Source organism: Bacillus sp. SIMBA_005, from assembly GCF_046535585.1.
Taxonomy (GTDB): domain Bacteria; phylum Bacillota; class Bacilli; order Bacillales; family Bacillaceae; genus Bacillus; species Bacillus pumilus.
Genome location: NZ_JAWRWI010000001.1, coordinates 66,332 through 81,639 on the forward strand (window position 1 = coordinate 66,332; position 15,308 = coordinate 81,639).

General features: G+C 39.7%; 15 protein-coding genes and 1 riboswitch. Of the genes, 11 read left to right on the forward strand and 4 right to left on the reverse strand.

The window, feature by feature from the left end; genetic code table 11:
- Positions 1-63 precede the first annotated feature (63 nt).
- Complete coding sequence (locus tag SB660_RS00380; RefSeq protein WP_144462220.1) at positions 64-528, forward strand: MarR family winged helix-turn-helix transcriptional regulator; 465 nt, start codon at positions 64-66, stop codon at positions 526-528.
- Between the two features lie 30 nt (positions 529-558).
- Here SB660_RS00380 and SB660_RS00385 read toward each other — a convergent pair whose 3' ends face one another.
- On the reverse strand, positions 559-2,982 hold the full coding sequence (locus SB660_RS00385; protein ID WP_410580854.1) for a bifunctional diguanylate cyclase/phosphodiesterase: 2,424 nt from the start codon (positions 2,980-2,982) through the stop codon (positions 559-561).
- 246 nt (positions 2,983-3,228) lie between these two features.
- On the opposite strand from SB660_RS00385, the gene SB660_RS00390 reads away from it, so the two are divergent.
- The 4 genes from SB660_RS00390 (at position 3,229) to SB660_RS00405 (ending at position 7,069) form a co-directional block, all read left to right on the forward strand.
- Positions 3,229-3,843, forward strand: a complete 615-nt coding sequence (locus SB660_RS00390; RefSeq protein ID WP_058014171.1) for a DedA family protein — start codon at positions 3,229-3,231, stop codon at positions 3,841-3,843.
- Between the two features lie 79 nt (positions 3,844-3,922).
- A riboswitch (yybP-ykoY riboswitch) is annotated at positions 3,923-4,094 on the forward strand.
- Between the two features lie 31 nt (positions 4,095-4,125).
- Positions 4,126-4,917 carry a TerC family protein gene (locus SB660_RS00395; protein ID WP_410580857.1) on the forward strand — a complete coding sequence of 264 codons (792 nt, stop codon included), beginning with the start codon at positions 4,126-4,128 and terminating at the stop codon, positions 4,915-4,917.
- Positions 4,918-5,132: 215 nt separating this feature from the next.
- A complete protein-coding gene (gene sigI / locus SB660_RS00400; protein WP_034662939.1) occupies positions 5,133-5,888 on the forward strand; it encodes an RNA polymerase sigma factor SigI in 756 nt (251 codons plus the stop codon).
- On the forward strand, positions 5,885-7,069 hold the full coding sequence (locus SB660_RS00405; protein ID WP_410580859.1) for an anti-sigma factor domain-containing protein: 1,185 nt from the start codon (positions 5,885-5,887) through the stop codon (positions 7,067-7,069). Before sigI ends, SB660_RS00405 begins: the two co-directional genes overlap by 4 nt.
- Before the next feature lie 39 nt (positions 7,070-7,108).
- On the opposite strand, the gene SB660_RS00410 is transcribed toward SB660_RS00405, so the two are convergent.
- Together SB660_RS00410 and SB660_RS00415 are read right to left on the reverse strand one after the other, a co-directional pair.
- Complete coding sequence (locus SB660_RS00410) at positions 7,109-7,303, reverse strand: alpha/beta-type small acid-soluble spore protein (protein ID WP_003211343.1); 195 nt, start codon at positions 7,301-7,303, stop codon at positions 7,109-7,111.
- A 122-nt stretch (positions 7,304-7,425) separates the two neighbouring features.
- The gene (locus SB660_RS00415) at positions 7,426-8,139 is read right to left on the reverse strand and encodes a DUF1836 domain-containing protein (RefSeq protein ID WP_410580862.1); all 714 of its coding nucleotides are present in this window, start codon (positions 8,137-8,139) and stop codon (positions 7,426-7,428) included.
- A 281-nt stretch (positions 8,140-8,420) separates the two neighbouring features.
- On the opposite strand from SB660_RS00415, the gene htpX reads away from it, so the two are divergent.
- The 5 genes from htpX to SB660_RS00440 all read left to right on the forward strand — a co-directional run bounded on the left by htpX (position 8,421) and on the right by SB660_RS00440 (position 11,772).
- Entirely contained in the window at positions 8,421-9,320 is a 900-nt protein-coding gene (gene htpX, locus SB660_RS00420; RefSeq protein ID WP_144462210.1) for a protease HtpX, read from the forward strand.
- Positions 9,321-9,463: 143 nt separating this feature from the next.
- Entirely contained in the window at positions 9,464-10,810 is a 1,347-nt protein-coding gene (locus SB660_RS00425) for a TrkH family potassium uptake protein (RefSeq protein WP_081106439.1), read from the forward strand.
- A gap of 97 nt (positions 10,811-10,907) precedes the next feature.
- Positions 10,908-11,426, forward strand: coding sequence for a DUF421 domain-containing protein (locus SB660_RS00430; protein ID WP_169056384.1), 519 nt, complete (start codon positions 10,908-10,910; stop codon positions 11,424-11,426).
- A gap of 6 nt (positions 11,427-11,432) precedes the next feature.
- Positions 11,433-11,597, forward strand: coding sequence for a hypothetical protein (locus tag SB660_RS00435; RefSeq protein WP_180309108.1), 165 nt, complete (start codon positions 11,433-11,435; stop codon positions 11,595-11,597).
- Complete coding sequence (locus SB660_RS00440; RefSeq protein ID WP_058014164.1) at positions 11,590-11,772, forward strand: hypothetical protein; 183 nt, start codon at positions 11,590-11,592, stop codon at positions 11,770-11,772. Before SB660_RS00435 ends, SB660_RS00440 begins: the two co-directional genes overlap by 8 nt.
- 27 nt (positions 11,773-11,799) lie before the next feature.
- Here SB660_RS00440 and SB660_RS00445 read toward each other — a convergent pair whose 3' ends face one another.
- Positions 11,800-12,819, reverse strand: a complete 1,020-nt coding sequence (locus SB660_RS00445) for an acyltransferase family protein (RefSeq protein ID WP_410580865.1) — start codon at positions 12,817-12,819, stop codon at positions 11,800-11,802.
- Positions 12,820-13,112: 293 nt separating this feature from the next.
- On the opposite strand from SB660_RS00445, the gene SB660_RS00450 reads away from it, so the two are divergent.
- Positions 13,113-15,308, forward strand: coding sequence for a PAS domain-containing sensor histidine kinase (locus SB660_RS00450; protein ID WP_058014162.1), 2,196 nt, complete (start codon positions 13,113-13,115; stop codon positions 15,306-15,308).

Consider the following 15,308-nt stretch of genomic DNA (forward strand, 5'->3'; position numbering starts at 1 on the left):
AAAGGCTCCAACTGCACCGCAAGAAAGCCTTGAAGTTAAAAAAATATTATAAGAGGTAGATATGTGATGAGACTATCGTTTAATGAAGAAGAAGTAGAACGTGCAATGACACTTTACAAGGTATTTGCAAGAGCATTTAAAAGCGTTTCAGAACACAGCATTAGAGACAGCAAAGAGCATGGATTTAATCCAACTGAATTTGCGGTTCTTGAATTGCTGTATACAAGAGGTGCTCAAAAACTTCAGCAAATCGGCTCAAGACTCCTGCTTGTCAGCGGGAATGTGACGTACGTAATTGACAAATTAGAACGAAATGGTTTTATTGAAAGAGAGCAGGACCCAAAGGATAAACGGTCGGTTTATGCCCATTTAACAGATAAAGGGCGCAGTTATCTTGATAAGATTTACCCGATTCATTCTCTGCGGATTGCGCGTGCCTTCTCAGGCCTCTCGCGAGAAGAACAAGAACAATTGATTAGTCTATTGAAAAAAGCAGGTATTCACAGTCAACATTTATTATTTAGATAGAACGAAAAGGTGCCATGATTGGCACCTTTTTTATGTGTCCAGCTGATGCGCTGGATAGGCAATGAATTTTTCGATATCTTTTGCTGGAAGGGGCTTTGCATAATAAAAGCCTTGCAGGTCGTCACATCCTTGCGCAGATAAAAGCTGCGCCTGCGCAAAGGTTTCAACACCTTCTGCTATGACTTCGAGAGAAAGTTGATGTCCCATCGCGATAATGGCACCTGTAATCTGTTCAGATTTCGAATCATGTAAAATATCTTCAATGAAGGATTTGTCGATTTTCAGTCGATGAATGGGCAAATCCTTTAAATAGCTTAAGGAGCTATGTCCTGTACCAAAATCATCAATACTAATGCGGACGCCCAGGTGTTTCAGTGACGTCAGCACCTGTTTTGATTGCTTAATATTGTCCATTGTCATACTTTCTGTGACTTCAAGCTCGAGCAGTGAGGGTGTCAGATCGTATTTTTTTAATGTCAGCTTAATCAAATCAATTAAGTCTTCAGAATTAAATTGTTTCGCAGATAAATTGACAGCCACAGGAATTTTCAGCCCGTTATCATACCACGTCTTAGCCTGCCTGCACGCGGTATCAATGACCCATCTGCCAATATCAATGATCAGCCCTGATTCCTCTGCCAGCTCAATAAAAGCCTCAGGTGATTTTAACGACCCATCTGGTGCTTTCATTCTTAGAAGAGCTTCTACGCCAGTCATCTGTCTTGTTTTCGCACTGACTTGCGGCTGGTAATGAAGCACAAACTGTTCTCTTTGAATGGCATCCCGTAACTCAAGCTCTCGGTTCAACCTGTCTTCACTTGATCTTTCCATTGATTCGGTGAAAAACTCATAACGGCTTTGCTTATGTTTTTTGGATAAATACATCGCCATATCGGCTTTCCTCATTAATTCCATCCCATCTTTGCCATTCTGAGGTGAGATAGCGATTCCAATGCTGATAGATGTAATGAGCTGATGATTCTGGATGAAAAAAGGACGCTCAAATTGACGAATGATATTTTGAGAAAGCTGTTCAATTTTCTGTGTGTCATGCCCCATGTCAGGAAAGATCATTAAAAATTCATCTCCGCCTAGTCTTGCTATAAAGCCGTTGTCTGGTAAACATTGTGTCAGTCTGTTTGCAGCTGCTTTAAGAAGTAAGTCCCCTATGTTATGACCAAGTGCATCATTAATAATTTTAAAACGATTCAAATCAAGAAACAGAACAGCCGTCGATGTTCCTGTCTCTTCTTGAGCCGAGAGAACATCACTTAAATGGTTGATGGCATGGCGCCGATTAGGAAGCTCAGTTAATGCATCATAATGTGCCATGACATGAATTTCTTTTTCTGCAATCCGCTGCTGCGTTAAATCTTTTAAGACAAGATAAATACTGTCAAGCGTATTGTTGACATGAACAGGTATGTAAGTGACATGATAATAATAAAAGCGATCTGCTGCTTTTAGTTCTGCTTCACGTGTGATGGCTTTTTTTGACTCGTAAATAAATTCTTCCCACATGTCAGTTGGCATGACGTATTGGCTGACATCGTCACCAATCCAAGAATTGCACATTTTCAGGATTTGTTTACCTGAGTCGTTCGCAGAAAGCACCTTTCGATTGACCGATAACACGATAATGCCATCGATATTATGTTTGATGAGCGATTGGAACCGCTGTTCATTTTCCTTTAGCTTATCTGCCTGCTTCATGATTCGGTGATCGATATAGGCACCAAAAATCATCAGTGTTTGGACAATCAGTGTCATAAGGCCGATGAAAATCGACAGACTGAATGGTGATAATTCAAGAGAACCACCCCCAGAAGACTGTCCGTCTGAATGAAAAAACATAGTAGAGGCAGCCATACCGGTATAATGCATCCCAGAAACAGCCCCGCCCATCACGAGTGCACCAGCTATTTTTAACAGATGATCCTCCTGTTTTTTCCCGGATCGATGAAGCCGAAAAAAGAGATGAAGCGAAAAGAAAGACGCTATCGCAGCAATGAAAAACGAAAGAAAAAAGAGGACTGGATCATAGCTGATGGAGACATTGGCCATTGATTCCATTCCAAGATAATGCATACTGCAAATAGCTGAGCCCATGGTGATTGAACTAATGAGCAGCCGTCTTGTGGAGAGCTGCTCTTGAATGCATATTGTGAATGCGATCAAGGACCCGGCAAAAGATGCCAAAATCGATAAAATGAGCAAGGGTGTTTCATATGTGATGCCAGCATGCATGTGAAATGCCATCATGCCGATAAAATGCATCGACCATATCCCCATTCCCATGATCATGGCACCAGCGATCAGCCATACCTTTTTCTTTGCACCGCTTGACTGTGCCACTCGGCTGGCTAAACGAAGAGCTGAGTAGGAGGCGACAGCGGCGACAGCGATTGACAGAAAGACAAGCCATCCATTGTAGCTTCCTGTTAAATGGGTCATGTAAGAAAACCTCCAGTATTTTAAAACAGACGTATACTTAATATATCGGATCGAATGGCTTCTGTGTTCACTTTTCCTTCACTTAAATACCACAATCAACGTTTTCTTCACTTTGTCTTTTATAGTAAAATCAAATTTAATGTAAAAAAACGACGAAAAGTGAATCGTTTCTTCGGTTTTATTCGTTTAATATATGTGCGATTCTAAAAGAGATAGAATCAGTTAAACGATTATGTGTGAAAGGGATTGATAAACATCGAAGATTTTATTATTTCTTTAGCTGATGCCTTTAAGAACTTGTCGTACTTTGGCATCTTCCTTGCATTATGTATTGAATTTGTTCCTGCTGAAGTGGTTCTGCCTCTTGCGGGTTACTGGGTCTCAGAAGGGGACATGGCCTTCATCGGTGTTGTGGCAGCCGGCTCTATTGGCGGCGTGGCTGGCCCTTTGACCTTGTACTGGTTAGGACGTTATGGCGGCAGACCTTTTTTAAATAAATATGGGAAGTACTTTTTTGTTAAACCGGAGTCGCTTGATAAATCGGATGCCTTCTTTGAAAAGCATGGTGGATTCGTCGCATTTAGCGGCCGGTTTATTCCAGGGGTCAGAACGCTTATTTCCATCCCGTGCGGTATTGCCAAGATGAATGTGTGGGTCTTTTGCCTGTACACGTTTTTAGCAATTACGCCTATTACATTTGTATATGTGTATCTTGGATTTGTGCTCGGGGAGAACTGGAAAGAGGTTGGCGCAATGTTAGATCCATATCTTCTGCCGATTGGGATCGGGATTGTGTTGCTTTTCGCGATGTATATATGGATGAAACGTAGAAAAAGAAAAGCAGAAACACCAACTGCCTAATCACTGGACCCGAGGTGAAAGTCACCTGTTGACAATACAGTGTCTATTGATTAAAATATAAGTAATCTAAATATTCTTAAATCCCACCAAAGGGGAGTAGCGTCCGGTTTTTACCGGAAACAAAGTCGTCATTACATGGACTTAAGTTCCATCGGCTTTGTTGGCATGATTCTACATATCACATGTCTAGCAAGACCTTTGCCATTACAGGCAAAGGTCTTTTTTGCATTCATAAGCCTTTGTCTGTTGTGGGACAATAGATAAAAACAAGGAGGAATGATGATGGATGCAGCAATTATTTTAGAGTACGGGTGGGTTCTTCTCGTACTGATTGGATTAGAAGGGATTTTAGCCGCTGATAATGCGCTGGTCATGGCTGTGATGGTGAAGCACCTTCCAGAAAAGCAAAGAAAAAAGGCGCTGTTTTACGGACTTGCGGGTGCGTTTGTTATGCGATTTGGCTCCCTGTTTCTTATTTCGTTTTTAGTGGATGTGTGGCAAGTTCAAGCCATTGGTGCAATTTATCTTCTTTATATTTCCATTCACCATATTTTAAAATCGCACGTATTTAAGAAAAAGGAATCAGACACAAACATGAAGCAAAGCGGCTTCTGGGCAACAGTCGTAAAAGTCGAGCTTGCTGACATCGCCTTTGCTGTCGATTCCATCTTAGCGGCGGTCGCATTAGCCGTAACATTGCCGAAAACAAGTCTTCCGCAAATCGGTGGACTTGATGGCGGTCAATTTATTGTCATTCTTTTAGGTGGTATCATCGGTTTGATCATCATGAGATTTGCAGCGACTGTCTTTGTGAAACTGCTTAAAACAAGACCGAGCCTAGAAACAGCAACCTTTGTCATTGTCGGATGGGTTGGTGTGAAGCTCACGCTTTATACACTGTCACATCCAGCCATTGGTATCGTGTCCTCTCATTTTATTCATTCAACATTATGGAAAGTGATTTTCTGGACAGTGCTTCTCGCAATTGCAGCATTTGGCTGGTTTTTATCAAGTCCATCAAGAAAAGGCGGGCAGCAAAACAAGGAAAAACAAGAGGGGCGCCTAGAAGAGTAGATTTTTTGAAAGAAATATCATTTCATTTTCATAACACATATATTACAAATAAGGGGGAGATACCCCCTTATTTCTTTGCTTTTAGACGAAACATTGTAAAGTAGATGATGATATTCATGTCACAATTGAGTAACAGGAAATGAATTCCTCATTTCTTCCTTTGCGCTTCCCTCATAAATTAGCTATCATAAATGAGTAATATAGGGAGAACTGAGGTGAAACCATTGCTTAGCCTTTTGTTTAAAAAAGGAAAGAAAAAGCAAACATTAGAGCAGTCGGCTATTAGTATTCAACAAGGTGATATCGAGCTGCAAAATGCATTAATAGAGCAATACAAACCATTTGTCGCTAAGACGGTTTCATCCGTTTGTAAACGATATATAGATGAAAAAGATGATGAATTCAGCATAGGCTTAATTGCCTTTAATGAAGCGATAGAAAAATACTCTGCCGAAAAAGGAAACTCACTCCTTGCTTTCGCAGAATTAATTATTAAAAGAAAAGTGATCGACTATATTCGAAAAGAAGCGAGAAATGCGCCAACGGTTCAAATGGACCTGCAAGAAAGTGAAAATGGCGAGTACTCTCAAAGCATGATTGAAGCAGAGCTGTCTACAAACGAATATAGACGTTTAATTGAACAAGAACACAGAAGAGAAGAAATTGAACATTTTAAAGAACGATTAAAAGTATACGGTCTCACGTTTCAAGAGCTGCTTGAACATTCACCAAAGCATGCAGATGCCAGGCAAAATGCCATTAAAGTAGCTCACACACTCGTTGAACACGATGAGCTCCGAACCATTTTATTTCAGAAAAAACAATTGCCAGTCAAACAGCTTGAAAAGCTAGTGGAAGTCAGCCGCAAAACGATTGAGAGAAATAGAAAATATATCATTGCGATGGCGATCATTATGACGGGTGATTATGTGTATTTGAAAGATTACCTTAAAGGGGTGCTTAATTCATGAGAAGAGGCATTATAGTAGAGAAAAACAAAAAATATGTCACGCTGCTGACCCCTGATGGACAATTTCTGCGGACAAAATATGAACAGCAAGATTATGAAATCGGTCAAGAAGTGACATTTCCGAATGAATCACGTCTCGAAAGAAAAAAAGCCGGTTTTTTTGACTTGCTTCGTTTACGTCCATTAAATGCAGGAATCCTATCAATCGCAGCGATTATTGTCGTGATTTTTACTATGATGCCATCGTTCTCAAGTCAAAAAGCATATGCATATATGACGATTGACATTAATCCAAGCTTTGAACTAAAGCTTGATCACAATTATCAAGTGATCGGTGTCACGCCACTGAATAAAGATGCGAAACAAGTACTGGCCAGTATGAAGGGGTTAGAAAAAAACGACATGACCAAAGTCGTGCAGGAAATCATAGATGACTGTGACAAAAAAGGTTACGTGAACCACTCTAAGAGCATTTATATTTCAACGGTTTATGAAAATAAGCAGGACCATACATATAAAACCAACGTCAAAAGTAAAATTAACACCATCTCTGGTGAATATCAAAAGCGCGATTACAAGCTAGAAACTGTAGAAAGTGACCTGGAAACAAGAGAAAAAGCTCAAAAGGCAGGCATTTCAACAGGCACATATATCAGAAATCAAGAAATGCAAGACAAAGAACAAGAAGACATTCAACAGGATGAAGACGCAGCAGAGAGTGATGCTGTCAAAGAAGAAGAGCCTAAAAAAGATGATGAAGATCAAGCAGACAAAGACAAACAAGAAGACGTCAAGACAGACGATAGCGAAGAGTTGAAGCCAGATCAAGAGGCTCCTGAAGCTGAAGGCGAAGAGCAGAAGGATCAAGAGAGGGAAGAGCAAGGATCTATTCAAAAGCCTCACCAAGCAAAACCTGATGATAAAAGCAAAGACAATCAAATAAAGGAAGAAAAGGATCGTTCTATCGATAAAGAACAAAAAAAAAATCACTCAACGGAACCTGATGACAAAAGGAATCCAAATGGCGCATCACGTGGTGGTGCTGAAAAGCACGTAAAAAAAAACGACAGGGATCAGAAACAGCCGTCCGCTGAACGAAAAAAAGAACATGTGAAGAAGCAAGGAAAAGGTGCACCGTCTCCGTATCGTGAGAACCGGTATGAGCACACATATGAGCAATAAAAAAACGCCAGAATAGCTCCGGCGTATTTCACTATGTTTTTATTTAGATTGATTGCCCATTTGTGATTGAGCCTGTTGAACGAGTCTTTTTGTAATTTCGCCGCCAACAGAACCGTTTGCACGTGCGACTGTATCTGAACCGAGAGTCACGCCAAATTCTTGAGCGATCTCGTATTTAAATTGATCTAATGCTTGTTCTACTCCAGGAACAAGAAGTTGATTTCGATTTGCCATGTCCGTATTCCTCCTTTCACCTTATGTTTGTTGCGCCTTCTTATTTTGAAGAAAACGACATGTAATTATGCTGGCAATTGCTGTACAAAAAAACCGAGGTGATGATTCACCTCGGTTCTTTTTTAATCCTGATGCTGCAGTGTATGAAACATCATTTCTTGTGCCGTACTTTGCAAGTGTGAAGTAAAGACAGAAAAAACGGTTGAACTGATAATACCTTTGATCAAACGCCATTGGTGCTGCGTTAATTCAGCAAATTCTTCACGGAGCTTATCTGTCTGTTCCTCTGTGATTTCCCGTAAGTTTGTTTCTTTTAACGGAAAAGGAGTATGATGATAAATAAAATCAAGGACATGCGCATATGCTTCATAAAAACGCAGTGGACTAATAATATCATCAGTTCGATCCGTAATCGTGTTAAATAAGGCAGATAAGATGGTGCGGATGGCATCAAAGTCAAAAACTGATTTTAAATCTCTCACAATTAATAAAATAACGACCTGATCAATTGAGTACTTCTTTCCAAGCTCAGGGTGGCCAATCATATCTTTAATATCACGCTTGATCCAGTTTTGAATCGCTGTCGATTTAAGAGAAGTCAGTTCGCATAGATTTCCTAATTCTACAATTTCATTTGTGGAGAGTCCATGCTCTGATTTTTGTTTCCGCCGTTCAAGCCTCTCAAAAAAAGAAGGGATGATGAGCTCGTCAAGTTCGTGATGTTTGTCTTTTTTTACAGATAAATTTAATAGCTGAAGCGGAGTTAGATCTCCCTCTCCTTTTAGAGAATAAAGAAGACTTGTCATGTCAATTCTCGTTAATTTAAAAGCACCCATTGTTCCACCTCGTTTTGTGTGTCAAAAACGTCATATTTGATCTAATTCAACATCATAATCTCTTTTTGATAAAAATGCAAAATAAACTAAAATCCAGAAAGCGGCGTCACAGTTTATTCACTTTTCAGCTGTGGCATATGTCATAAATATTGAAGTGACGGGGCTTAAGACGTTATGATAAATAGAGGAAATAATCCCTTTTTCCTTGCAATTTGAGACGTTTATTTTTATAATTTTATTAATAAGTTCAAATGAACTTAATATGACAGCGGAGGTTATGTATGGGTAAAAGAATATTTCTGTTTATATTAACGAACATTCTTGTTATCACTACGATTGGTATTGTACTATCGGTTATTAGTGCAGCAACTGGTGTTGGTTCTTATATAGGAGCAGACGGTAGAATTAATTTGGTGGCACTGTTAGTATTCAGTGCAGTTGTTGGTTTTGTTGGCTCGTTCATGTCACTTGCGATGTCTCGCTGGATGGCAAAAATGATGATGGGTGTACGTGTGTTAAACCCTGAAAAGGATTCATTAACATATGATGAGCAGCAGCTTGTTGACCGCGTACACAGATTATCAAGAGCAGCAGGTCTTACTAAAATGCCTGAGGTTGGTATTTATCAATCATCTGAAGTAAATGCTTTTGCGACAGGTCCTTCTAAGAGAAGATCACTTGTTGCGGTTTCCACTGGATTACTTCATGAAATGGATGATGCAGCAGTTGAAGGTGTCATCGCTCACGAAGTGGCTCACGTTGCGAACGGAGACATGGTGACAATGACCCTGCTTCAAGGGATTGTCAACACGTTCGTTGTCTTCCTTTCAAGAATTGCGGCATGGATCGCAAGCCGCTTTGTTTCGCGTGAAGAGCTTGTGCCGATTGTTCATTTTATTGCAGTGATTGTTTTCCAAATCATTTTCTCTGTCCTAGGAAGCCTTGTCGTGTTTGCATATTCTAGACACCGTGAATTTCATGCAGACCGCGGCGGAGCTGACCTTGCTGGTAAAGATAAAATGGTTCATGCGCTTCGCTCGCTTGAGGCGTATACGTCAAGAATCAAAGATGATGATCAAACAGCAGTTGCTACGCTTAAAATCAGTGGTAAACGAAAAGCTTCTCTTTTCTCAACACACCCTGATTTAAACGAAAGAATTAGAAGACTAGAAGCAAAATAAGAGAGACGAAAAGACATTCTGTTACAGGATGTCTTTTCTTTTTTGATGAAAAAGTAAATAAAGCATAAAATATCTTTAAAATCATGTCTCTTTTCATTAAAATGATAAGTATTGAAAAATGAAAGTTAAAAGAAGGAATGACAATGAACCCAATTAAAAAGCTAATTGACCGGCTATCGGCTTTCCAGCTGATTGCCCTTTATTATTTTCTCGCTGTAACCGTCTCATTTATTCTTCTCAGTCTGCCAGTCGCTCATCAAGATGGGGTGAAGTGGACATTTATCGATGCTTTATTTACGGCGGTGAGTGCGGTAAGTGTCACAGGACTCACGGTTGTTGATACTTCGCAAACATTTAGTGTCGCAGGTATGTGGATCCTTGCGTTTGTCCTCCAAATCGGAGGTATTGGCATTATGACGCTCGGTACCTTTGTGTGGATTGTTATGCGAAAAAGGATTGGGATTAAAGAAAGAAAGCTCATTATGGCAGATCAAAACCAGAGCAATTTATCAGGAATTGTGAAATTAATGAAGCAGGTCTTATATTTAATTTTGCTCATTGAGTTTGTAGGCGGTCTGATTTTAAGTATGTATTTTCTCAAATATTACGATGTACAGACAGCATTCTTACATGGCTTCTTCTCAAGTATTAGTGCGACCACCAATGGTGGCTTCGATATTACAGGGAACTCGCTCATCCCATACAAAGATGATTATTTCGTCCAATTTATTACGATGCTGCTGATCATCTTTGGAGCTATTGGCTTTCCTGTGCTCGTGGAAGTAAAGGATTACTTATTTAATCAGGACCGAAAGCACGCATCGTTCTCGTTGTTTACAAAAATCACTACGATTACGTTTGGCGGCTTAGTCATTGTTGGCGCTATTGGAATTTATGCTCTTGAAGCCCGGTTTACGTTTTTAGGGAAGAGCTGGCACGAAGTTTTGTTTTATTCATTGTTCCAATCGACGGCCACAAGAAGTGGGGGACTTTCCACATTAGATATTACTCAATTGACAGAACCAACGCTGTTATTTTTATGTCTGCTTATGTTTATCGGGGCATCTCCAAGCTCTGTCGGGGGCGGAATTCGAACAACCACGTTTGCCCTAAATTTACTCGCACTGTTTCATTTTGCCCGGGGAAATAAGTCCATTAAAATTTTCAAAAGAGAGCTGCATCAAGCAGATATTAACAAATCTCTGATGGTGACGATGATGGCCTTTATATTGGTGTTTGGTGCTACATTCTTATTAACCTTATCTGAGCATAATACGCTTCTTCAAAATTTATTTGAAGTCTGTTCTGCTTTCGGAACAACAGGTTTATCACTAGGGATTACCTCTGAGCTCTCTGTTTTCGGAAAGTGCATCATTATGGTGGTCATGTTTATTGGGCGAATCGGCATTCCAAGCTTCTTATATTTAATTGGCCGAAGAGAAAGCGAAGCGAATTATCATTATCCGAAAGAGCGTGTCATCATCGGCTAAACAGCATTCCGAGCGAATGCTGTTTTTTTATTTCCATTATCTAACTGGCTAAATCACATGGGATGTTCGCAATCTATAGGTAAGAGGTGAACGAGACGTGCTGGATGTGTTATGGAAAGCGATTGTTATGCTGCTAGTTGGTACCTTACTGCTGAGAATAGCAGGGCCTAAATCCATTAGTCAATTAACTGTTCAACAAACAGTGATTATGATTTCAATCGGATCGATTATTATCCAACCCTTTATAGAACACAATTTACTTGAAACCATTTATGCAGCCGCTATCTTTATTGTGGCGCTTGTCATAATGGAGAAGCTGTCGATTCAATCTGATTTCTTTGAAAAATTAGTTTCAGGGAAATCGGTGGTGATTCTACAAGACGGAGAACTGCTTGATCACAAGCTGAAGAAAACGAGGCTTACAAGAGATCAATTTAAAATGCGGTTAAAGCAGCAAGGCATTACAGAGATCAGCAGTCTCAAAAAAGCCACCCTAGAAGCCAATGGACAAATCGGCTATGAGTTAAAGCCAGAGGAAAAGCCTGTGACGGTCAAACAAATGAAGGAACTTCTAGACCAATTAAGAGAAGAACTAAATATGTTAAAAAAGGACTGATTTCAGATGAAAAGAAAAGCAGCGAAAAACGAAGCACTGACAAATAATATGACACCGACAGAGAGCATGACACATGATCAAGGACAAACCCAATTTGATGAACAATCAAGAGACCGTCAGGCAAACCGAAATTCTCATAAAGGGAAACAAGGGGGAGGATCTCGTGACTAAGAAACATGTAAAAAGCAAGGACATGAAAGACCATAAAAAGCCAATGGACCCAGATATCTTAGAAGAAGAATTTGGCAGTGAGCTTGGAGATATCAACAGCAGCAAATGGATTGATACTCTTGTAAAACCTAAGAAAGATGATGAATGCCACAATGGACATATGAATGAAAAATAGAAAAAACGATCCGCTCAGGATCGTTTTTTATTTGCTATAACTGCCTTGTCTGCCGGTGATTGTACGCATGAGACTGGTCATTTTGAGCTCAATCACTGGCTGTGCAACGGTTTTAACAAATGTGCTAGACAGGGTGAAGGTAAGCAGAATGGTCAGCAGCAATAACATGAGCACACTTGCTGCATTCAGGGCCCAGTCATCAAACCAAGTCGTTCTAAGAAGCTTGATAACAAAGCCATGTAATAAATACACATATAACGTTCTTGTGCCCCATTTTGTAAAGAAGAAACGGCGTGTTGGCACTAAAGCAAAGAAGCTGAATGTAGCGCCGAATGCAAGCAGATACCATGCCATTCGTTTTATTGCCGCAATCACTCCCTCATCACCAAGAGAAGCATATGACTGTGATCCAAATAAGAAGGAATAATCAAATTCATAAAAATAGCAAAACAAGAATACAGCCATTAATACAAGGAGTGCTGCCAGCTTTCCTTTGCTTGTACGGATGAATTCAAAATGCTGCTTTTTTAAATAGAAGCCAGCTAAAAACATCGGCAAAAAGACAAACGTACGTGATAAGCTCAGCGTATTGCTAATACTGTCCACGTAACCGACAAGTAACGCAATCGACAAACTGACGATCATCGCCCAGTGAAATGGCAGTTTAGAAAAAGGAATGAGCAGCAAATTCCAAAAGAATAAACTAATTAAAAACCATAAAGACCATTGCGGATCAATTGGATTTAAATTGGCCATGCTTTGATCCTGTAAGAGATAATAGTAAACGGAATAGATCACCTGAAAAATGAAATATGGGATGATCAGCTTAACAGCAACTTTTTTCATAAAACCTGGCTTTCTAAACCCTTTTGCAAAGAAGCCGGAAACCAAAATAAAGGCAGGCATGTGAAAAGTATAAATAAACTTGTATAAATAAAGTATCCAATCATTATCATGAATGAATGATCGTAACAAATGACCAAAAACAACTAGAAAAATCAGAAGAAATTTCGCATTATCAAAATAACTATCTCGTGAAGATGCCATAACATCACCTTTCCTGCTTGATTTTAACCATAAATGTTCTAAGTGCACTGTTCCCGTATTTGCCCCATTTTAAAATACATTTTGGCTCATTTCGCTATTTGATGTGAAATTGTAGAACGGTTGTAAAAGAAGCGTAAGAAAAGAGAATCGCGGTTCAATCCTGTCATCCAAATGAAACAAAAGAGACAGTCTTCGTGTAAAAAGTTATCTTTTTTTATGAGTCGAATGAAGGAACAATGAAAATATTGTAGAAATATTGTAGAGGAATGAGGCTGGAAAAGGAGTGTAAGAGAATGACTGAAACGCTCGATGGTGCAGAAGATATCAGAAAATTAGAAAAAGAGAACGAATATTTGCGAACAGAGTTGATGCAGCAAAAAATGCTGTTAAATAAGACGTTAGATGCCATTTTCATATTTGATCAACACCTCAATATTATCCAAGCCAATGAAGCGACATGCAGGCTTGTACAGACATCGAAAGAAGACCTCCTCAATAAATCCGTTCTAGATTTCCTATACGGCATCCCGAAAGACAAAATTGAATGCTCCCTTGATTTATTTTTTCGTAAAGGAACATTAAGAAGAGAAATTTCCATTCAGCTTGAAAACGGTGAAACAAAATACATTGAATTTGTCGCAGAGCATGATGTCTTGAATCAGCAATATATTGTGGTCATGCGAGATATTTCCTCAAAGAAAATATTAGAACGAGAACGATCCATGAATGAGCAGCTGTTCAAAGATTTGTTTGACCGAGCCATTGACGGCATGGTCATTTTTGATCAGGATGGCTGCATAATCGACGCCAATCACTCTTTTTGTCAGAGCTTTGAACTGCAAAAGACGGATTTAACCGATCGTTATTTAAAAGAATTTGTCGAAGATGAAAATCTTCCAGCCTTGCAGCACCTTTTAACGTCACTGAAAGAAACAGGGAAAGCCAAGGGAGAACTTCCCGTTACCCTTCAATCTGGCCAGTACAAATTATTCGAGCTCACCATCACATCAAATGTGATGAGCGGTTTTTATATGTCCATCATGCGGGATATTACAGAAAAAAGGTTAATGGAAGAGAAGCTGTTAAAAAGTGAGGAACGCTTTAGAGAAATTTTTGAAAATGCAATGGATGCGATCATCATATGGGCGGATGATGGAGAGATTGTGAGAGCCAATGAATCAGCTTGCCGCATTTTTGAATTGCCTATGCATTCACTGATTGGCAAAAAACTCACAGACTTTCTTGTGAAATCTGATCGGAGATATAGACCGACTAGAAGACGATATATTCGGAATCATGAAATAAGGGAAGAACTTTTGTTCAGAATGGCAAATGGTCAGTTTAAAGAGCTCGAGTTTACATCAAAGCATGCGGTATTAGAAGGACAGCACTTAACCATTTTACGTAATGTGAGTGATCGAAAAAGGATGGAGGAGGAGCTGCGCGAAAGTGAGCTCAAATTCCGTAAAGTATTTAATGGATCAATGGACGGCATTGTTCTTTTTGATAACCAATACCACATTATCGAAGTCAATCCATCCGCAAGCGAGCTGCTCGGGTTGAAAGATGATCATTTAACGGAAATGAATCTATTCCATATCCTTGCGCCTTATCAAATTGAACATTTGGCACAGCCTGCCCAGACGATGTCATTAGATGAAATGGACAATGAAGTGCCGTTTGTGCTGAACCATCCAGATCAGCGGATATTGGAATTCTCTTTTAAACGTAACATTATTCATAATATGAATTTAGCGATCTTTAGAGATGTGACAGAGCGGAAGGAATTAGAAGAGCGGGTGAGAAAATCAGATACCCTTCATGTGGTCGGAGAGCTTGCCGCTGGAATTGCGCATGAAATTAGAAACCCGATGACAGCATTAAAAGGCTTTATTCAGCTGTTAAAAGGAAATATAGAAGGGGAGTATTCGCTCTATTTCAATGTCATCACATCAGAGCTGAAAAGAATTGAATCGATCATTACCGAATTTTTGATTTTAGCGAAGCCGCAAGCTATCGTATATGAAGAAAAAAATGTCGTGCAAATTGTGAAAGACACGATGGATCTGCTACACGCACAGGCGAACCTTGGCAACGTTCAAATGCATCTCAATGTAATGGATGAGATTCCGCTCATTTATTGTGAACAAAACCAATTAAAACAAGTCTTTATTAACATTTTAAAAAATGCAATTGAAGTCATGCCGAGAAAAGGAAATGTCTATGTGAGCATTCAGCGGAAGGGCGAAGAGCATATTGTCATTTCATTGCGGGATGAAGGCTGTGGAATGGCAGAGGACAAGCTGAAGCGTTTAGGGGAACCATTTTATACGACAAAAGAAAGAGGAACTGGACTTGGCTTAATGGTTAGTTATAAAATTATTGAAGAGCATCAAGGAACCATTGAGGTAGAAAGTGAGGAAGGGGTAGGAACCGTCTTCCATCTCACGCTGCCACTGAGGCAGAAGAAACAAGAAGGAGAGCATTAA